Raw genomic sequence first — 20033 nt, 5'->3', positions numbered from 1 at the left:
CCAGGGCCGGATGCGGCGTGAATGCCTTATCCGGCCTACAAAAGAAATGCAGGAAATCTTTAAAAACTGCCCCTGACACTAAGACAGTTTTTAAAGGTTCCTTCGCGAGCCACTACGTAGACAAGAGCTCGCAAGTGAACCCCGGCACGCACATCACTGTGCGTGGTAGTATCCACGGCGAAGTAAGCATAAAAAAGATGCTTAAGGGATCACGATGCAGAACAGCGCTTTGAAAGCCTGGTTGGACTCTTCTTACCTCTCTGGCGCAAACCAGAGCTGGATAGAACAGCTCTATGAAGACTTCTTAACCGATCCTGACTCGGTTGACGCTAACTGGCGTTCGACGTTCCAGCAGTTACCTGGTACGGGAGTCAAACCGGATCAATTCCACTCTCAAACGCGTGAATATTTCCGCCGCCTGGCGAAAGACGCTTCACGTTACTCTTCAACGATCTCCGACCCTGACACCAATGTGAAGCAGGTTAAAGTCCTGCAGCTCATTAACGCATACCGCTTCCGCGGTCACCAGCATGCGAATCTCGATCCGCTGGGACTGTGGCAGCAAGATAAAGTGGCCGATCTGGATCCGTCTTTCCACGATCTGACCGAAGCAGACTTCCAGGAGACCTTCAACGTCGGTTCATTTGCCAGCGGCAAAGAAACCATGAAACTCGGCGAGCTGCTGGAAGCCCTCAAGCAAACCTACTGCGGCCCGATTGGTGCCGAGTACATGCACATTACCAGCACCGAAGAAAAACGCTGGATCCAACAGCGTATCGAGTCTGGTCGCGCGACTTTCAATAGCGAAGAGAAAAAACGCTTCTTAAGCGAACTGACCGCCGCTGAAGGTCTTGAACGTTACCTCGGCGCAAAATTCCCAGGCGCAAAACGCTTCTCGCTGGAAGGCGGTGACGCGTTAATCCCGATGCTTAAAGAGATGATCCGCCATGCTGGCAACAGCGGCACCCGTGAAGTGGTTCTTGGGATGGCGCACCGTGGTCGTCTGAACGTGCTGGTTAACGTACTGGGTAAAAAACCGCAAGATTTGTTCGACGAATTTGCCGGTAAACATAAAGAACACCTCGGCACGGGCGACGTGAAATACCACATGGGCTTCTCGTCTGACTTCCAGACCGATGGCGGCCTGGTTCACCTGGCGCTGGCGTTTAACCCGTCTCACCTTGAGATTGTAAGCCCGGTAGTTATCGGTTCTGTTCGCGCCCGTCTGGACAGACTCGATGAGCCGAGCAGCAACAAAGTGCTGCCAATCACCATCCACGGTGATGCCGCAGTGACCGGGCAGGGCGTGGTTCAGGAAACCCTGAACATGTCGAAAGCGCGTGGTTATGAAGTTGGCGGTACGGTACGTATCGTTATCAACAACCAGGTCGGTTTCACTACCTCTAACCCGCTGGATGCCCGTTCTACGCCGTACTGTACTGATATCGGCAAGATGGTACAGGCACCGATTTTCCACGTTAATGCGGATGATCCGGAAGCCGTTGCCTTTGTGACCCGTCTGGCGCTCGATTTCCGTAATACCTTTAAACGTGATGTCTTCATCGACCTGGTGTGCTACCGCCGTCACGGCCACAACGAAGCCGACGAGCCGAGTGCAACTCAGCCGCTGATGTATCAGAAAATCAAAAAACATCCGACGCCGCGCAAAATCTACGCTGACAAGCTGGAGCAGGAAAAAGTCGCGACGCTGGAAGATGCCACTGAGATGGTTAACCTGTACCGCGATGCACTGGATGCTGGCGATTGCGTGGTAGCAGAGTGGCGTCCGATGAACATGCACTCTTTCACATGGTCGCCGTACCTCAACCACGAATGGGACGAAGAGTACCCGAACAAAGTTGAGATGAAGCGCCTGCAGGAACTGGCGAAACGTATCAGTACGGTGCCGGAAGCGGTTGAAATGCAGTCTCGCGTTGCCAAGATTTATGGCGATCGCCAGGCAATGGCTGCCGGTGAGAAACTGTTCGACTGGGGCGGCGCGGAAAACCTCGCTTACGCCACGCTGGTTGATGAAGGCATTCCGGTCCGCCTGTCGGGTGAAGACTCCGGTCGCGGTACCTTCTTCCATCGCCATGCGGTGATCCACAACCAGTCCAACGGTTCCACTTACACGCCGCTGCAACATATCCATAATGGTCAGGGCGCGTTCCGCGTCTGGGACTCCGTACTGTCTGAAGAAGCAGTGCTGGCGTTTGAATACGGTTATGCCACCGCAGAGCCGCGTACGCTGACCATCTGGGAAGCGCAGTTTGGTGACTTCGCTAACGGTGCGCAGGTGGTTATCGACCAGTTCATCTCCTCTGGCGAACAGAAATGGGGCCGGATGTGTGGTCTGGTAATGCTGCTGCCGCACGGGTATGAAGGGCAGGGGCCGGAGCACTCCTCCGCGCGTCTGGAACGTTATCTGCAACTTTGTGCTGAACAAAACATGCAGGTGTGCGTACCGTCTACCCCGGCACAGGTTTACCATATGCTGCGTCGTCAGGCGCTGCGCGGGATGCGTCGTCCGCTGGTGGTGATGTCGCCGAAATCCCTGCTGCGTCATCCGCTGGCGGTTTCCAGCCTCGAAGAACTGGCGAACGGCACCTTCCTGCCTGCCATTGGTGAAATCGACGAGCTTGATCCTAAGGGTGTGAAGCGCGTAGTGATGTGTTCTGGTAAGGTTTATTACGACCTGTTGGAACAACGCCGTAAGAACAATCAACACGATGTCGCCATTGTGCGTATCGAGCAACTCTACCCGTTCCCGCATAAAGCGATGCAGGAAGTGTTGCAGCAGTTTGCTCACGTCAAGGATTTTGTCTGGTGCCAGGAAGAGCCGCTCAACCAGGGCGCATGGTACTGCAGCCAGCATCATTTCCGTGAAGTGATTCCGTTTGGGGCTTCTCTGCGTTATGCAGGCCGCCCGGCCTCCGCCTCTCCGGCGGTAGGGTATATGTCCGTTCACCAGAAACAGCAACAAGATCTGGTTAATGACGCGCTGAACGTCGAATAAATAAAGGATACACAATGAGTAGCGTAGATATTCTGGTCCCTGACCTGCCTGAATCCGTAGCCGATGCCACCGTCGCAACCTGGCATAAAAAACCCGGCGACGCAGTCGTACGTGATGAAGTGCTGGTAGAAATCGAAACTGACAAAGTGGTACTGGAAGTACCGGCATCAGCAGACGGCATTCTGGATGCGGTTCTGGAAGATGAAGGTACAACCGTAACGTCTCGTCAGATCCTTGGTCGCCTGCGTGAAGGCAACAGCGCCGGTAAAGAAACCAGCGCCAAATCTGAAGAGAAAGCGTCAACTCCGGCACAACGCCAACAGGCGTCTCTGGAAGAGCAAAACAACGATGCGTTAAGCCCTGCGATCCGTCGCCTTTTGGCTGAACACAATCTTGATGCCAGCGCCATTAAAGGCACCGGTGTAGGTGGTCGTCTGACCCGTGAAGATGTGGAAAAACATCTGGCGAAAGCCCCGGCGAAAGAGTCTGCACCGGCAGCAGCTGCTACGGCGGCGCAACCGGCTCTGGCTGCACGTAGCGAAAAACGTGTTCCGATGACTCGCCTGCGTAAGCGTGTGGCAGAGCGTCTGCTGGAAGCGAAAAACTCTACTGCCATGCTGACCACGTTCAACGAAGTCAACATGAAGCCGATTATGGATCTGCGTAAGCAGTACGGTGAAGCGTTTGAAAAACGTCACGGCATCCGTCTGGGCTTTATGTCCTTCTACGTGAAAGCGGTGGTTGAAGCCCTGAAACGTTATCCGGAAGTGAATGCTTCTATCGACGGCGATGATGTGGTTTACCACAACTATTTCGACGTCAGCATGGCGGTTTCTACGCCGCGCGGCCTGGTGACGCCGGTTCTGCGTGATGTCGATACCCTCGGCATGGCAGACATCGAGAAGAAAATTAAAGAGCTGGCAGTTAAAGGCCGTGACGGCAAGCTGACGGTTGAAGATCTGACCGGTGGTAACTTCACCATCACCAACGGTGGTGTGTTCGGTTCCCTGATGTCTACGCCTATCATCAACCCGCCGCAGAGCGCAATTCTGGGTATGCACGCTATCAAAGATCGTCCGATGGCAGTGAATGGTCAGGTTGAGATCCTGCCGATGATGTACCTGGCGCTGTCCTACGATCACCGTCTGATCGATGGTCGCGAGTCCGTGGGCTTCCTGGTAACGATCAAAGAGTTGCTGGAAGATCCGACGCGTCTGCTGCTGGACGTGTAGTAGTTTAAGTTTCACCTGCACTGTAGACCGGATGAGGCATTATCGCTTTCTCCGGCAATTGAAGCCTGATGCGACGCTGACGCGTCTTATCAGGCCTACGGGTGACCGACAATACCCGGAAGCGATACGAAATATTCGGTCTACGGTTTAAAAGATAACGATTACTGAAGGATGGACAGAACACATGAACTTACATGAATATCAGGCAAAACAACTGTTTGCCCGCTATGGCTTACCAGCACCGGTGGGTTATGCCTGTACTACTCCACGCGAAGCAGAAGAAGCCGCTTCAAAAATCGGTGCCGGTCCGTGGGTAGTGAAATGTCAGGTTCACGCTGGTGGCCGCGGTAAAGCGGGCGGTGTGAAAGTTGTAAACAGCAAAGAAGACATCCGTGCTTTTGCAGAAAACTGGCTGGGCAAGCGTCTGGTAACGTATCAAACAGATGCTAATGGCCAACCGGTTAACCAGATTCTGGTTGAAGCAGCGACCGATATCGCTAAAGAGCTGTATCTCGGTGCCGTTGTAGACCGTAGTTCCCGTCGCGTGGTCTTTATGGCCTCCACCGAAGGCGGCGTGGAAATCGAAAAAGTGGCGGAAGAAACTCCGCACCTGATCCACAAAGTTGCGCTTGATCCGCTGACTGGCCCGATGCCGTATCAGGGGCGTGAGCTGGCGTTCAAACTGGGCCTGGAAGGTAAACTGGTTCAACAGTTCACCAAAATTTTCATGGGTCTGGCGACCATTTTCCTTGAGCGCGACCTTGCTCTTATCGAAATTAACCCGCTGGTTATTACCAAACAGGGCGATCTGATCTGCCTCGACGGTAAACTGGGTGCTGATGGCAACGCACTGTTCCGCCAGCCTGATCTGCGCGAAATGCGCGACCAGTCGCAGGAAGATCCACGTGAAGCACAGGCTGCACAGTGGGAACTGAACTACGTTGCGCTGGACGGTAACATCGGTTGTATGGTTAACGGCGCAGGTCTGGCGATGGGTACCATGGACATCGTTAAACTGCACGGTGGCGAACCAGCTAACTTCCTGGACGTTGGCGGTGGCGCAACCAAAGAACGTGTAACCGAAGCGTTCAAAATCATCCTCTCTGACGACAAAGTGAAAGCCGTTCTGGTTAACATCTTCGGTGGTATCGTTCGTTGCGACCTGATCGCTGACGGTATCATCGGCGCGGTAGCGGAAGTGGGTGTTAACGTACCGGTCGTGGTACGTCTGGAAGGTAACAACGCCGAACTCGGCGCGAAGAAACTGGCTGACAGCGGCCTGAATATTATTGCAGCAAAAGGTCTGACGGATGCAGCTCAGCAGGTTGTTGCCGCAGTGGAGGGGAAATAATGTCCATTTTAATTGATAAAAACACCAAGGTTATCTGCCAGGGCTTTACTGGTAGCCAGGGGACTTTCCACTCTGAACAGGCCATTGCATACGGCACTAAAATGGTTGGCGGCGTAACCCCAGGTAAAGGCGGTACTACCCACCTCGGTCTGCCGGTGTTCAACACCGTGCGTGAAGCCGTTGCTGCCACCGGCGCTACCGCTTCTGTTATCTACGTACCAGCACCGTTCTGCAAAGACTCCATTCTGGAAGCCATCGACGCAGGCATCAAACTGATTATCACCATCACTGAAGGCATCCCGACGCTGGATATGCTGACCGTGAAAGTGAAACTGGATGAAGCAGGCGTTCGTATGATCGGCCCGAACTGCCCGGGCGTTATCACTCCGGGTGAATGCAAAATCGGTATCCAGCCGGGTCACATTCACAAACCGGGTAAAGTGGGTATCGTTTCCCGTTCCGGTACACTCACCTATGAAGCGGTTAAACAGACCACGGATTACGGTTTCGGTCAGTCGACCTGTGTCGGTATCGGCGGCGACCCGATCCCTGGCTCTAACTTTATCGACATCCTCGAAATGTTCGAAAAAGATCCGCAGACCGAAGCGATCGTGATGATCGGTGAGATCGGCGGTAGCGCTGAAGAAGAAGCGGCTGCGTACATCAAAGAGCACGTTACCAAGCCAGTTGTAGGTTACATCGCTGGTGTAACTGCGCCAAAAGGCAAACGTATGGGCCACGCGGGTGCCATCATTGCCGGTGGGAAAGGGACTGCGGATGAGAAATTCGCAGCTCTGGAAGCCGCAGGCGTGAAAACCGTTCGCAGCCTGGCGGATATCGGTGAAGCACTGAAAACTGTTCTGAAATAAATATCTGTAATAAGAAATAGCCCTCGCCGCTTCCCTTTACAGGAATGGCGAAGGGCTGTCGGTTTCGACATGGTTGGCCATCATATGATGGCCTTTTTTATGCTTTAAACGTTAACCACGGTCGAAATCTGACCGCTGGCTGAATTAATCCGGCTTCTTGTTGAGCTTCGATAACCGGACCAATATCTTTATAAGCCGCTGGCGCTTCTTCAAGACGTCGTTCTTCGCGCAATGTGACGCATTGCCACGGCAACGTTGACTCTTCAGTCGCGCGTGAGCGCATGGCCTGCCGACGCTGGCTGCGTCCTGCTCCGTGACTGCATGACCACAGCCACTCCGGGTTGCCGCAACCTACCGCAAGCCAGGAATAATCGCCCATTGAACCGGGGATTAACGCCAGATTGCCCACTCGTGCCGGTGTTGCGCCTTTGCGATGAATATTCATTTCATGCTCGCGAAGGATGATGTTATGTGGCACATCCACCACCAGATGCGAATTGTCCTGATGAAAGAGATTGGCAAGACATACGCGCACCATTTCGGCAATTGTCACGCGATTTAACCACGCGTAACGCGCCGCCATTCCTATCGCTTGTAGATATTCCTCCGCCAGTCCGCCTGCCAGACCATATAACCCGCTTTGTGGATGTTTATGTCCGGTGGGCCATTCAGCACGGGCGCGATCCATCCAGCGTCTTCCGACGTAAAAGCCAACATCTCGCGATCCACTGTGGATCATCACCACAATATCGCCTGTTTTCAGCCCTTGTTGCCAGGCTACATGGCGATCAACCACGCTATCAACGACCTGAAGTTCAATAAAATGATTACCTGAACCCAGCGTACCCAGACAAGGATCGCGGAGTAATGCGCGGTCCGTTGCCAGCAGGGCGGGTGGGGCATAACGCGAATGACTGTTATGCTCGTTAAGCCCAATGCAGCGGTCAATCTCTTGTACCATTCGGGGGATATTCGTGCGTGTCCAGAGACCTGCTGATGGCAAGGCTGACATGCACTCTGCCGGTCCGCCATCAAAAAGCGCGGTGAACGCCTGTGCGGATAACGGAACATCGCGCTCATTTTGCAGTAGCACTTGCGTTAACCGCTGAGTGATGATGTCTTTATGCGCTTCGGCTTGCTCAAGTGTTAATCCGGTCGTCAGCAGCCGCATGCCACAAGAAATATCGGTGCCGATGGCCGCAGGAATGACTAAATCCGGCGTAGAGGCCACCACCGCGCCAACGGGGACGCCATTGCCGGGATGAAAATCTGGCGTCGCACAGGTCTGGCGTACGTAACCTGGATGGCCTGGTATCTTCACTTCTGCAAAATCAAGCAGTTGTGTCACTGCTTTTTCTTCCAGCAGCAGTTCGTCCGGCAGCAGTACGCGGGCACTGGCTCCTGATGGACGACATAATGAAACAATATTGTTGGCGCGGGAAAGTTGGATCCCTTTGCGCAGAAAGGCTTTATCAAGCCTTGAAAGATGATGCATAACGCTGTCCTGAAATATAGACGTTAATCAACCCCCTGTATTGCGAGGGTAATTTTGTCTTTCCGGTCAGCAGCCAGCAAAAGGGAAAGAAAACGCGCGTAGTGTATGTGGCGATAGCAAGTTTTACAAGTGGTAAATCTGGCTTATTGTTAAAGAGGAATTATCTTTTGTGAAGTCTTTTAAGGCTATGACTCATTCAATTTAACCGGACATAGATAATATATAACATAGGGTATATAAATTTATCATTGTATACTTGTCATAATTCAAGTTGCATGTGCTGCATCGATGTTCGCTCACCCAGGTCACTTACTTATGTAAGCTTCTGGATATTCATTATTTGTTCCCTTCCTGCAACTTGACTTATTTAGAGTATATTCATGTATATGAATAATATTCTTGCAATAATAGCTTTAAAGTATTGCATGCGGATAACTGAGGTGAAATTCCTGTTTTAGGATTATTGTCACTTTATTTTCCTGGTTAGACATATAGCTGACTGGTTTGTTTATTTGAATTATGATATTCATTAGTGCTACTGTTTTTTATAAAATAATTTTTGAATTGTTATTTTTTCACGGACGGCATTATGCGAGGAAAAATACCTAAAACGGAGCTGCTGGTGACTTTTGAGGTCGTCGCACGTCATGAAAGCTATACCAGAGCGGCAGAGGAGTTAGCGTTAACCCAAAGTGCTGTATTCAGACAAGTAAGTGCGCTGGAGGAATTTTTACATACTCCGTTATTTTCACACTCTAAAAAACGCATTTTTCTTAATGATGCAGGGAAGTATTACCTGGGGATAGTAAAAGAAACATTAAATAAGCTGGAACGCGATACCAATACGATTATGACCTGGCAGCCTACGGTTCAGGTTATTGAACTTGCCGTTAATCCTACGTTTAGTACCCACTGGTTAATCCCAAATTTACATGAATTCACAAAGTTACATCCCGATATTATTGTTAATATTCATTCTTTAGCTAATAACGGCGATTTTCTTAATCGGGAGTACGATGCTGTCATTATGCGCGAAAATTTTTGCGCGCCCTGGGCGGAGGTCGAATATCTCTTTGAAGAGGAGATTTTGCCGGTATGCAGCGGCAGTTTGCTTGCAATGTCCGATCAAAAACTGTCAGTGGCAGAACTGCTTACTGAGTTACCACTTCTGCATCAAAGCACCCGTATTACTGGCTGGGAAGAGTGGTTTGCTTTATCTGGCGTTAGCAGTCCGCTGGTCAATAACGGACCACGTTTCGATTTGCTTTCAATGCTGATTGCCGCCGTGCGCTCTAATCTCGGCGTGGCGCTGTTACCACGGTTCGCTATTCAACATGATTTGGATAGTGGCGATATGGTGATTCCCTGTGATGTGCCTATTCGTACCGGTAATCGTTTTATTATGACGTGGCAGGAAGAGAAGTCTGACTCGCCGCACTTGCAGCAATTTCGTGAATGGTTGCTGGCGAAATCGGTCGTACCGCAGGAGATGTAAAACCTGCGCCTGGCGGGATGCCAGGCGCAGTTATTACCAGTCGATACCCGGCTGCGCCTGAATGCCGTTATCAAAAGCATGTTTGACGGGGCGGATTTCGCTGACCGTATCCGCCATTTTTAATATCTGACTGTGGCAACTGCGTCCGGTGACAATGACACTTTGTTGTGCCGGGCGGTTTTGCAGAGAAGTGATCACTTCTTCGGTGTCCAGATAATGGTAAGCCAGCATATAGGTCAGCTCATCAAGCACCACTAAGTCGTAACGCTTGTCAGCCAGCATCCGTTTGCTTTCCGACCAGACCTCTTTCGCCGCGTCGATATCCGCTTGCCGGTTCTGAGTCTCCCAGGTAAAACCGGTTCCCATAATATGAAACTCAACCCCCAGCGGCTGGAGAAGGTTGTATTCGCCGTTGTCCCATTGCCCCTTGATGTACTGCGCAACCCCCACCGTTTTGCCATGGCCCACCGCGCGCGTTACAGTACCAAACGCGGCAGTGGATTTCCCTTTGCCGTTGCCGGTGAAAACAATCAAGATCCCTTTTTTCTCTATCGCCGCCGCGACGCGCGTATCGACCTGTTCCTTCAATTTCTGCTGGCGCTGCACATGCCGTTCAGTTGAAATTCGCGCTTCCATTCATTTTCCTTAATGTCCCGCAGGGCAACTGGCGCAGCGGTGTTGCTGCTCAAACTGACTAAAGAAATTATTGCCTTTATCATCGACCAGGATGAATGCGGGCAGATTTTCCACTTCCATCATCCACACCGCTTCCATACCCAGCTCCGGGTATTCCAGGCAACGCAGACTTTTGACATATTCTTGCGCCAGTAACGCAGCTGCACCGCCAATACTTCCCAGATTGAAGCCGCCATGTTTGTGACAGGCATCGGTGACCTGCTGGCTGCGGTTACCTTTCGATAACATTACCAGACTGCCGCCAGCCGCCTGGAAGGTTTCGACATAACCGTCCATTCGACCGCCCGTGGTTGGACCCAGTGAACCGCAGGCCATGTTCTCCGGTGTTTTCGCCGGGCCAGCGTAATAGACAATATGATGCTTCAGGTAATCCGGCATCGATTCGCCGCTATCCAGCCGCGCTTTTATTTTTGCGTGGGCGATATCGCGCGCCACTACGATGGGACCACTTAACGACACACGGGTACCTACCGGTAATCTGGCGAGATCCTGCATCACGTCACGCAACGGACGGTTTAGATCCAGGTGTACATGTTGCGCGTGATTTTCTTCCCGCAATGAGGCTGGAATATATTGCCCCGGATTGTGTTCGAGTTTTTCCAGCCAGATACCGTGCTTGTTAATTTTGGCTTTGATATTGCGATCGGCAGAACAGGAGAGCGCCATAGCTATCGGGCAGGAGCCACCGTGACGCGGCAGACGAATGACGCGAATATCATGAGCGAAATATTTACCCCCAAATTGCGCACCAATACCAAATTGCTGACTGGCCTCGAGCAATACTTTTTCCAGCTCAATATCACGGAATGCTTGTCCTTGCTCATTTCCGCTGGTGGGCAAATTGTCGTAATATTTCGTTGAGGCCAGCTTGGCAACTTTTAAGGTTTGATCGGCTGAAAGCCCTCCGACGACAAAGGCGATGTGGTAGGGCGGGCAGGCGGCCGTGCCCAACGATTTCATTTTGTCGATTAAAAACGCGGTCAGTTTTTCTGGTTGCAATAAGGATTTGGTTTCCTGATAAAGCGCGGCTTTATTGGCGGAGCCGCCCCCTTTATTAACACAGAGAAAATGGTACTCATTACCAGCGACAGCGCTGATATCAATCTGCGCCGGGAGATTGGTTTGCGTATTGACTTCGGTATACATATCCAGCGGCGCATTTTGTGAAAAGCGCAGATTATTTTCCTGGAAAGTACTGTAAATGCCTTTGCTTAAGGCTTCAGCGTCGTTACCTCCCGTCCATATCTGTTGCCCTTTACTGGCAACAATAGTTGCGGTGCCGGTATCCTGACAGTTGGGTAATACCCCTTTTGCTGAGACTTCAGCATTACGTAATAACTGCAACGCAACGTATTTATCATTACTACTGGCCTGCGGATCGTTAAGAATGCTGGCGACCTGTTGCAAATGAGCGGAACGTAAGAAAAAAGAGGCTTCATAAAATGCCTGCCGGGCAAGCAGCGTTAATGCTTCAGGAGCGATTTTTATCACTTCTTCGCCGTCTAATTCCGTTACTGTAATATGTTGATCGCTAATTAATGTATATTCTGTACCGTCTTTATTTTGTAGAAACGGTTCTTGCCAGATAAATGGTTTGGACATATTTCACTTTTCACCTTAAACGTTAGTGTTACTTAATTGCCGTCTAACTTCATGATCCGGCTTATAAAAATGCGTAGTCATTGGCTTCTGATTGCTTAAGATCCCCCTCAGGGCAGAGCAACGTTCGATTCGTTGGGTTTTAATGCTTTACCCCGACAACCCTCGCCGAAATGTTCGCCTTCCCACCGACTCACCATCGCAGCGCCCATTGCGTTGCTCATGACGTTTGTCGCGGAACGCCCCATATCAAGGAACGGATCAACGCCCATCAGCAAGATCAGCCCCGCTTCCGGAATATTGAACTGGTTGAGCGTGGCGGCGATAACCACCATTGAGGCGCGTGGTACGCCAGCCATTCCTTTCGAGGTCAACATCAGGATCAACAGCATGGTGATTTGCTCACCGATGGATAAATGGATATTGCAGGCCTGGGCGATGAAAACTGTGGCGAAGGAGCAGTAGGCCATTGATCCAACGAGATTAAATGAGTAGCCAATGGGTAAGACAAAGCTGGCAATTTTGGGGGAAACGCCAAATTGCTCCAGTTTTTCAAGCGTTCCCGGAAAAGCAGCTTCAGAACTGGATGTGGTAAATGCCAGCAGGGCGGGTTCTGAAAGGGCGCGGGTCAGGCGTCTGATGCAGGGGCCGACATAAACGATGGCCAGACCGATAAGCAGCACCCAAAGTAATAACATGGTGAAATAAAATTCACCCATAAAGATCCCGGCGCTCACCATAACTGCCAGTCCTCGTTCAGCAATCAATGCTGAAATAGCGGCGAATACGGTCAGGGGAGCGAAGAGCATGACGTAGCCAGTGAGCTTTAACATGGCATGTGCCAGCGAATCTAAGGCGTGAACGATGGCGCTGCCTTTCTCACCAATCGCCGTCAGGCTACAGCCGAGGAAAATTGAGAACACCACGATTTGCAAAATTTCATTGTGCGCCATGGCATCGACAATGCTGGTGGGGAAAGCATGCGAAATAAATACTTTTAGTGTAAAGGGTTCTGACGCGACCACTCCGGTGGTTTCGGCACCGTGTGCAACAAAATTAATTCCTGTGCCTGGCATGAAGAAATTTACCGTTATCAAGCCTAAGGCAATTGACAGCAATGAGGCGCAAATAAATAAAAAGAGTGTTTTAGAAAAAATACGACCAAGGGCTTTGGCATCGCCCATTTTAGCAATACCTACCACCAGGGTAGAGACCACTAACGGAGCGATAATCATTTTTATTAGTCGTAAGAAAATCGTCGTGAATATCGATATTTCTTGCGCATAGAGTTTTGCTGTTTCCGGTGAAGCAGTGTTATTGAGCACTACGCCGATAATCATTCCAAGTACCAGCGCCAAAAGAATCATCATGGTTAAACTTATTTTCTTCATTTTTTCCTCCATCAGGTGCACGGCGATAAATCAGAATCAGGAGAAGTGGATGCCTGAATAGAGATTCAGGCATCTACCTGCTATAACAACCTTACAAATAGCTGAAGTGTTGAGCTGCAATAAGTGACGGGATGTCAGTTGGCTAAAAGTGTTCGGATTTTTACAAATCGAAACTCATATTTAATAAAGGTGCATGTTGCTGTGCGCCATAGACATCATTGTCACCTACATTCCCGGAGATAATATCTCGTGGCATGACAATTTTTACTGCGTTAGAAGGATCAAACCAGACAATACGATGAATAAAGTCAGGTTCAACATGATATAAGCGCGCAATCAGTTCTGGGGTTAATTGCCCTGATGATTTTACTCGCTCATAGTTTTCTTTCGTTTTAAATAAAATATCTAAAACCAGTTCGTAAGGTCCGGCATTTTTCGAACGAATGACTTGCGCCAGTGAGACAATTGACTGTTTCATGCCTGAACTCCTTCTGGCGTCACCTGTTCAATATGGAAATCAAAACGCAGAGCGTCGTTGGCTTCAATCAGGTGATATATGGAAAATTCGTATACCGGCCCGCCCTGGATATCAGAAGGGGAGAACGGGAACGCCAGGTTGCCTGCGGTAGCGATGCGGTTTTCATAGCCGTAGTGCAGCATGGTAGAGCGCACCAGCGAGCAAACGCTGTTGGCAATTTCCTGGGTCGGTGCAACTACATCAAGGACAATCCCCAGCTCATGCCCGGCAGTTTGCATCGATTCATGGTCGCCCATCACCCCGTTTTTGCCGTACAGGTGGAAATTGATGCGAATGCTGTCATCGTCGAGCGACAGGTTACGCGAAACGCTGGTTTTGACTTCATCGATGATTTTATCGATCCCGGCGATCATGATCGGGTCGCGCGTTCCTGCGATGGTCAGACAGCGGAAGCCCACCCGTCGCGCACCTTCCAGTTTCAGGGCATACGGCGTTTCTTCATGCTTAGAACCGCTGACGTACACTTCGCCGTCATTGACCGCTTTAAATGTGCAGCCTTTCAGGTTCAACACGCCGCCAGGTCCTGGCAGGAAGTAGGGATCGGATTTGTGCAGCCGCTGACGTTTCGGTAAATTTACGCTTCGGATTAAATGTCTTCAGCGTAAAGCCGTTGTCATCAATGATGCCCATCGCACAGTCAGAGCCTGAGCCGGGCGTTGCGGCGATTGCCGCGCATTCAAGGATTTTCCCACAATGCAGCGCCAGACCTTCATCAAAGCCTTGCATGATCGGTAGCGCAGCAAAGCAGGCCGGGTCGTAAGCGCGCCCGCCCAGCACTACTTGCGCGCCTTCTTTCAGCGCCTGCTGGAAGGGTTCGATGCCCATTTGCGCGACGATATAAGTACTTTCGTCAATCGCGTCGTGGGTTAACGGCGGGACAAAATCCAGCGCCGTGATTTTGCCGTTATCCAGCGCCTGGTGGACGATGGCTTTGTCAACGTCTGCCGGGATCAGCGCCATCGAGAACGAGAGGCGCTCTTCCCGGGCAATCTCATGAATTATTTCTCGGCACCACTCCAGGTGTGGAGCGGCACCAGAACCGCCGGCCGTTCCGATCACCACCGGTATATTATTTTGCACGCCTGCGGTGATCATATAGCGCAGATCGCGCTTGACTCCTGCGCGATCGGTAAACGGTTTGCCTGCCCCGAGGTAGTGGGGACCTGGATCGGAAGAGCCTGCATCAACGGCGATCAGATCGGGCGATTCTGCCATCGCTTTGCGGAAGCTCTCTTCCGGGAATCCATACCCGAGGATTGCCGTTGGCGATAAGACTTTAAAAGAACGAGCCATTTGTTAATCCTTAGCCTGCAACAGCGCTATAGTACGATTCATTTCGTTGAAGACGATATCGAGGCCTTCGTCAAAGCCCATCCCCGGTTTTACCAGCATACGCATAGGGCGAGCGGCAAGGGCGACGTGGACACACGTGCGGGCACTGACATCAGTTTCATTGCAGGTGCCGCCCTGGTACGCTTCCATGCTGTGGTCGTTGCAGTAAAGAACTGCATCGACGATGTTGTGAATACTGCCAAGGTCCGGGGTTTTGATTTGCACCATGTGGCAACTGGCGGCATCAGTGAAATCAACAATATCCTGGTAGGTGTTACACCATTCATCGGCCACGATTTTCACGCCGGAACCGAGGCGCGTCAGCTCTTTGGTAATCGCGGTCAGCAGGCGAATTTGATCGGGCTTGTTACCGGCATCGACCGGCCCCTCAATGTAGAGCGGCAGGCCTTGCGCCTCTTTTTCCAGACTGGCGATGTATTGCGCACAGCGAAGCGGATCCATATCGAAGATCAGACCAATAGTGCCGTATACATCGATGTGCAGGGTAGGGTGGTAGCGTGCGCTGGTGCGTTTGCTTAGAATCCGATCGGATAGCCAACGGACATATTCGCGCAGTTTTTCTCCTTTAAAGCCTAGTTTCTCTTCGACGTTATTAATCAGCGCATGAGGTAGCACGTCGATGCCCTTAAGGATCATCTTATCGACAGCGATATATCGATCGTCGCCGCTCTGACCAAATAATGGAATGGATTCCGCCACGCGTGGCAACTGCCATTCATCACAGACCACTTCAGTTTTTAGACGGCCGGTTGCCAGCGCGGTAGCATCAAGCAGCGCCTGTGATAATCCGTAACGTACGGCGGTATGCAGCAAGTTGCCGTCAATACGCAATTTGTCGAAGAAACGGGCATTCGGCAGGAAAGCATCCACATCGCGGCCTACCAGTAATGGCTTGATATGGTCGTTGAGGAACGGAATAAAGTGCTCTGCGAGGAACAGTGGATCGCGACCGCCTGCCCCGGAATACTGTACGGCAGCACAGTCGCCTACGGCGACCGCACCGTTTTCCAGAATCAACTGAACCGAAACGCACTCCCCGGCCTGACGTACGGCGTTAAACCCCTGTGTTACCGGCTCTCCGGTGTAGAAAAAGCCGTCGTGACCCGCTCCGTTTTTTATCGCCTGCTGATCATCGAAATAGAATGAGGAGTAGCCAGCGGTAAAAAGGGCCTGTTTTATTTTCATTATGGTCTTCCTATTAATTTACTGTGGGATACAGCATTGATGTCATCTACAACCATCTGGAATGTCGGTTGGCGTCCTTCAAAGCGCGCGCGTTCCGCAACGTAATCGTGGTGGAGGTCGAGAATATCTTTTGGCAATGGAACGGCTCCGGCTTCCAGTACGCGTATCGCGCCGGTGTTGTCACGGACCGGAAGAATTTTGCCCGCGTTGCAGGCGGCTGGTGCAAACGGCACATCCAGTACGCCCGCTTCAAATGCCAGCACCGTACCGCGCGCAATATCACCATTACCCAGTTCGAACACTTTGTTCAGTACAGCGCGAACCTCGCTCTTAATCAGTTCAATTTCTAGTTCAACCGCCGGGCACGGCGGGAATTTCTGCTCGTTGACCATGTTGAGCATCTGGCGGGAGGCTTTTAGCCCCTGAATGTTGGCAGCAGCAGTCGGGATGCCCCAGGCTTCGTGCGGACTTTTGGTGATGACTTTGGTAGCACCAGACATCCCCGCGACGGCAGCACCCCAGGAGATAATGGCGAACGCTTTCGATTCGTCCTCCGGAAAGCCTCCCATCCACTGGTGAAACACGGTACTTAATTCGTAGTCGGTATAGCCATAGCTCTGAAAATATTCGTGTGCAAGTTCCCGCAGAGACTGGATCGCCGCAACATCCTGCGTCAGGCTACCGACCTGACCATAACCAACGGTGATAGACTTCACACCCTGTTCCAGTGCCAGCAAGCCTTCGATTATTGCGATAGAGTGCGAGATAAACGGCGGGATCAGCGTACCCGTTAGTGGGCCAAACGGTTCGCGGTTGATGCGGATCCCGTGTTCTTCGTACATCCCCATTAAACGATCGCAGTACTGCCAGTCGCGGATCGATTTTTCCAGCGTTACGCGCTTGGCATACGGAATATTGTAGGAAATGCCGCCGCCTTCATAACTGGTAAAGCCGCTGGCCATCGAGATTTCAGCCAGCAGACGCGCATCTGGCGTGCCGTGGCGGATCTGTAGCGGTTTTTGCAGAGTTTCGGTGAGGCGACGGCAAGCTGCGACGCCGTGGTTAACTACCGGTAAACCGTTCAGTTTAGAGGTTCCGGCTTCGATGGATTTTTTAATCCCTACAGCCGCTTCTTCGTACCGATTCAGACGGGTATATGCATCGATAGTGCTCGGCAGCAGATCGCACTCTTCTTGTAGTGTTTTCAGTAGTTCGATGTGTTCGTCCATCAGCGCCACGCCTGCGCGCGGTTGGCTAAGGGTTTTACCTTCCTTGTCTGCTTTCAGCAGGGCAAGAGAGAAGCGTTTATGCTCAGGAATGGTTTGTTGGTATTTAACGCCATCTTCAAAGTTTTCAACATCCTTGCCGGTTTCCCAGGTTTTCAGTACCTGTTGCCGCTCGGTCATGAATTCGTCATGGGTTAATTTCTTATTTCGAAGTTCCATTGATTGCAGCCTTAATTGTTATAGGGTTAAGCATTGAATACTGGTGCGCGCGGCGGCCAGCGGATCGACTCTTGCGACGTTTGCCAGCAGTGGTAATAGCCCCCGGGAATCGCGGTAATATTCAAATTCGGTCGGTAAGAGAATGCGTTTACCGTCGTCGTTTAACTCGCGGTATTTCAACCAGCGATGCATATCGAACTGACTGGCACGCGAGAGCCATCCGCCGGATCCAACGACTTTACGCACAGTTGTCAGGTCGCGGCCCATCTGTAAATCGACATTGCCGATGCAGGTGCAGACCTCTTTTTTGGTGCCCGCATGTCTTTCGGTGGCATAACCCACACACAGTCCGGCCAGGACGGTATCGAAATATTTTTCATCTGCATTCGCGGGTAAGTAGTCGGGATGAGCGACTAGATGACGGAGGTAATGATAAAAAGCGTCCAACTGTGCGGGTTGCTGAGCAAAATTCACACTGACTAACTCTTTCGCACTTTCACCAACCACCATTGCCGAGACGCGCATTCCCAGATCGCCTTCCACCGTCCGTTTTACGAAGGGTTCCGGTACGCCATGTAAAACAGTGTCGGGCGAGAGCGTGTTGGCACAGGCGGAATAGACATCGGTGGTTGCGCCGCCCATGTCGATCAGCATGAACTCTTTCCAGCTGTGATCGACGTTACTGATTGCCTTAACCAGTTCAAAGACCGTCCATGGTGTCGGCATTGGTTCTTCGCCTGTTTTATCAACAATGACATCCAGCCCTTTCCCTTTAATGATGCGTTTAAGGAATATGTCGCAGATAGCCTGGCGTGCAGCTAAAGGGTTCGGATGGTCAAGATCGGGCAGAACGTTGTCGACGATGGTCAGGTCTTTATGCCCGAGGATCTCCTGCACCTTGTCCTGAATATCCCGGTTTCCGGCATAAATAATGGCGCAGTCGAGTTTGGATTCTGCCAGCACACGGGCGTTATTCAGTCCGTAGCTTTCTTCTCCGCCGTCGGTGCCGCCGGTGAACAAGAGAATATCGGGCTGCGTTTCTTCCAGTGCCTGGATATCACGGCGGTTCAGCTTGTAGGCGTAATATTGCGCAATTTTAGCACCCGCAGAGTGAGCGGTTACTTTCGCGGTTTCCAGGGTGATAGAAGGCACCAATCCCATTGCGGCAACCGCCAGCCCACCTTTGGCAGAGGAGGAATACTTCAATGCAACCTCACCACGGTTTAACAGGGGGAGGGCATTATCTACGTTTAACACCTGGTTAAGGCTGGAGAAAAATCCCTCTGCCAGATGATGGATGGTGGTTGGGGTCAGAACGTGGTTAACCAACGTTAACGCGTCCCCCTCCCGGGTGAAGAGGGCTGCTTTGGTCCACGTCGATCCAATATCGACAGAGACGATTTGCATCAGATTGCCTCTTCAAGAATGCGAGTATCAACGTCATGACGTTGGTTGATATCGTGGGCCATCAGCTGACAAACATCTTCTAAGTCATGACTTGGGGAAAAGACGCGATCAAATCCCATCTCTTTGAACTTGGTTTCCACGTCAGCGAAGTCATGTTTTCCGACCACCAGGTTGCCGCCCACATAGAGCAGGATGTCCCCCAAGCCACGCTCAATGCAGCGTTCGCGCATGCCCAGACAGTCGATATCGCCATGCCCATAGATAGAGGAGACGACAATTGCGTCAGCGCCAGTTTCAATGGCAGCATCAATATATTCGTCCTGGCTGACCATTACGCCCAGATTAATGACTCTGAAGTCATGGTTGCTAAAAACGCGGTCCAGAACTTTATTGCCTACTGCATGGCAGTCCGCGCCAATAACGCCAATCACAAGTGTTGCTTTCTTCATGGGTAATCCTTTGTAAGACAGAGAGTAAATTAAGTTACACACGTCGTATTTATGGCCGTTCATAACGGCACAGGTTTAATATCAGAGGAGTGTCTTTATCTGACCGTAATGTTGCAATTGATCTATTTTCAAAATGTCTTTCGGGAAATGATTGTTTAAAGTGTGTTTTTAAATTCTCATTTTAATTCAGCGTGTTATGTCAACTAATGTCATGAATGTTAAATTTTTAAAATTAACTTGATTTGATGTATTGAGATAATTGTGATCAACTTCTAATTTGCATTTTTGTGACGTGGATTTAGCCATGAGTAAATGCATTTCATAAAAGTTAAGTCGAATTTCACTGCAATTCATATATGCTTAATGTAAAAATAATGTTGAAAATAACAAATAATTAATGATTTATACGAATTATGCCCTTTGTTAGTTCTTTTGATTGTTCGTAAAAAAGAGAGGCACATGAAGGTGCTACTGTATGAGTAACGTTAAGCAAAGATTCTAATACTTCTGGC

Annotated in this window: 14 protein-coding genes and 1 pseudogene; 5 read left to right on the top strand and 10 right to left on the bottom strand. The window is 50.9% G+C overall.

The genetic code is table 11. The annotated features are described in order from the left end of the window. The first annotated feature begins 214 nt into the window (after window positions 1-214). The 4 genes from sucA (at window position 215) to sucD (ending at window position 6468) form a co-directional block, all read left to right on the top strand. On the top strand, window positions 215-3016 hold the full coding sequence (sucA, locus tag BEB42_RS20065) for a 2-oxoglutarate dehydrogenase E1 component (RefSeq protein WP_001181473.1): 2802 nt from the start codon (window positions 215-217) through the stop codon (window positions 3014-3016). Window positions 3017-3030: 14 nt separating this feature from the next. Then, the gene (odhB, locus tag BEB42_RS20060; protein ID WP_000099832.1) at window positions 3031-4248 is read left to right on the top strand and encodes a 2-oxoglutarate dehydrogenase complex dihydrolipoyllysine-residue succinyltransferase; all 1218 of its coding nucleotides are present in this window, start codon (window positions 3031-3033) and stop codon (window positions 4246-4248) included. 184 nt (window positions 4249-4432) lie between these two features. After that, window positions 4433-5599 (top strand): ADP-forming succinate--CoA ligase subunit beta, encoded by a 1167-nt coding sequence (gene sucC / locus BEB42_RS20055; protein ID WP_001048602.1) that lies wholly within the window; start codon window positions 4433-4435, stop codon window positions 5597-5599. After that, window positions 5599-6468: a succinate--CoA ligase subunit alpha gene (sucD, locus tag BEB42_RS20050; RefSeq protein ID WP_000025458.1), complete on the top strand. Its 870-nt coding sequence runs from the start codon at window positions 5599-5601 to the stop codon at window positions 6466-6468. The genes sucC and sucD overlap by 1 nt, the downstream gene beginning before the upstream one ends. A gap of 97 nt (window positions 6469-6565) precedes the next feature. Here the strand turns inward: sucD and BEB42_RS20045 are convergent, their stop codons facing one another. Next, the gene (locus BEB42_RS20045; RefSeq protein ID WP_000546470.1) at window positions 6566-7963 is read right to left on the bottom strand and encodes an RtcB family protein; all 1398 of its coding nucleotides are present in this window, start codon (window positions 7961-7963) and stop codon (window positions 6566-6568) included. Window positions 7964-8552: 589 nt separating this feature from the next. Here BEB42_RS20045 and BEB42_RS20040 point away from each other — a divergent pair. Further along, window positions 8553-9458: a LysR substrate-binding domain-containing protein gene (locus BEB42_RS20040; RefSeq protein ID WP_001214260.1), complete on the top strand. Its 906-nt coding sequence runs from the start codon at window positions 8553-8555 to the stop codon at window positions 9456-9458. Between the two features lie 33 nt (window positions 9459-9491). Here BEB42_RS20040 and cobO read toward each other — a convergent pair whose 3' ends face one another. The 9 genes and pseudogenes from cobO to glmS all read right to left on the bottom strand — a co-directional run bounded on the left by cobO (window position 9492) and on the right by glmS (window position 19521). Further along, window positions 9492-10094, bottom strand: coding sequence for a cob(I)yrinic acid a,c-diamide adenosyltransferase (gene cobO / locus BEB42_RS20035; RefSeq protein ID WP_000388210.1), 603 nt, complete (start codon window positions 10092-10094; stop codon window positions 9492-9494). Window positions 10095-10103: 9 nt separating this feature from the next. Next, window positions 10104-11756, bottom strand: a complete 1653-nt coding sequence (locus tag BEB42_RS20030; protein WP_074501071.1) for a class I fumarate hydratase — start codon at window positions 11754-11756, stop codon at window positions 10104-10106. Window positions 11757-11863: 107 nt separating this feature from the next. Next, complete coding sequence (locus tag BEB42_RS20025; protein WP_000724195.1) at window positions 11864-13144, bottom strand: dicarboxylate/amino acid:cation symporter; 1281 nt, start codon at window positions 13142-13144, stop codon at window positions 11864-11866. A gap of 160 nt (window positions 13145-13304) precedes the next feature. Next, entirely contained in the window at window positions 13305-13622 is a 318-nt protein-coding gene (locus BEB42_RS20020; RefSeq protein ID WP_000813947.1) for a DUF4387 domain-containing protein, read from the bottom strand. After that, window positions 13619-14975, bottom strand: a pseudogene (locus BEB42_RS20015) (acyclic terpene utilization AtuA family protein). The gene BEB42_RS20020 and the pseudogene BEB42_RS20015 overlap by 4 nt, the downstream one beginning before the upstream one ends. Before the next feature lie 3 nt (window positions 14976-14978). Next, window positions 14979-16220, bottom strand: a complete 1242-nt coding sequence (locus tag BEB42_RS20010) for a methylaspartate ammonia-lyase (protein WP_088541591.1) — start codon at window positions 16218-16220, stop codon at window positions 14979-14981. Beyond that, window positions 16220-17665 (bottom strand): methylaspartate mutase subunit E, encoded by a 1446-nt coding sequence (locus tag BEB42_RS20005; RefSeq protein ID WP_000423321.1) that lies wholly within the window; start codon window positions 17663-17665, stop codon window positions 16220-16222. Before BEB42_RS20005 ends, BEB42_RS20010 begins: the two co-directional genes overlap by 1 nt. Window positions 17666-17683: 18 nt before the next feature. Next, on the bottom strand, window positions 17684-19072 hold the full coding sequence (gene glmL, locus BEB42_RS20000; RefSeq protein ID WP_105267506.1) for a methylaspartate mutase accessory protein GlmL: 1389 nt from the start codon (window positions 19070-19072) through the stop codon (window positions 17684-17686). Then, complete coding sequence (gene glmS / locus BEB42_RS19995) at window positions 19072-19521, bottom strand: methylaspartate mutase subunit S (protein WP_000710392.1); 450 nt, start codon at window positions 19519-19521, stop codon at window positions 19072-19074. The genes glmL and glmS overlap by 1 nt, the downstream gene beginning before the upstream one ends. Window positions 19522-20033: the final 512 nt, after the last annotated feature.

Source organism: Escherichia sp. MOD1-EC5990 (genome assembly GCF_002965285.1).
Lineage (GTDB): Bacteria > Pseudomonadota > Gammaproteobacteria > Enterobacterales > Enterobacteriaceae > Escherichia > Escherichia coli_F.
The sequence above is the reverse complement of the archived record's forward strand: the minus strand, read 5'-3'. Positions and strand labels throughout refer to the sequence as shown.

Excerpts from the sequence above, each read along its gene's own strand:
- cobO (WP_000388210.1), bottom strand. The coding sequence starts at position 10,094 with ATGGAAGCGCGAATTTCAACTGAACGGCATGTGCAGCGCCAGCAGAAA.
- BEB42_RS20045 (WP_000546470.1), bottom strand. The coding sequence starts at position 7,963 with ATGCATCATCTTTCAAGGCTTGATAAAGCCTTTCTGCGCAAAGGGATC.
- BEB42_RS20025 (WP_000724195.1), bottom strand. The coding sequence starts at position 13,144 with ATGAAGAAAATAAGTTTAACCATGATGATTCTTTTGGCGCTGGTACTT.
- sucD (WP_000025458.1), top strand. The coding sequence starts at position 5,599 with ATGTCCATTTTAATTGATAAAAACACCAAGGTTATCTGCCAGGGCTTT.
- BEB42_RS20030 (WP_074501071.1), bottom strand. The coding sequence starts at position 11,756 with ATGTCCAAACCATTTATCTGGCAAGAACCGTTTCTACAAAATAAAGAC.
- sucC (WP_001048602.1), top strand. The coding sequence starts at position 4,433 with ATGAACTTACATGAATATCAGGCAAAACAACTGTTTGCCCGCTATGGC.
- odhB (WP_000099832.1), top strand. The coding sequence starts at position 3,031 with ATGAGTAGCGTAGATATTCTGGTCCCTGACCTGCCTGAATCCGTAGCC.
- BEB42_RS20010 (WP_088541591.1), bottom strand. The coding sequence starts at position 16,220 with ATGAAAATAAAACAGGCCCTTTTTACCGCTGGCTACTCCTCATTCTAT.
- BEB42_RS20040 (WP_001214260.1), top strand. The coding sequence starts at position 8,553 with ATGCGAGGAAAAATACCTAAAACGGAGCTGCTGGTGACTTTTGAGGTC.
- glmL (WP_105267506.1), bottom strand. The coding sequence starts at position 19,072 with ATGCAAATCGTCTCTGTCGATATTGGATCGACGTGGACCAAAGCAGCC.
- BEB42_RS20020 (WP_000813947.1), bottom strand. The coding sequence starts at position 13,622 with ATGAAACAGTCAATTGTCTCACTGGCGCAAGTCATTCGTTCGAAAAAT.
- BEB42_RS20005 (WP_000423321.1), bottom strand. The coding sequence starts at position 17,665 with ATGGAACTTCGAAATAAGAAATTAACCCATGACGAATTCATGACCGAG.
- sucA (WP_001181473.1), top strand. The coding sequence starts at position 215 with ATGCAGAACAGCGCTTTGAAAGCCTGGTTGGACTCTTCTTACCTCTCT.
- glmS (WP_000710392.1), bottom strand. The coding sequence starts at position 19,521 with ATGAAGAAAGCAACACTTGTGATTGGCGTTATTGGCGCGGACTGCCAT.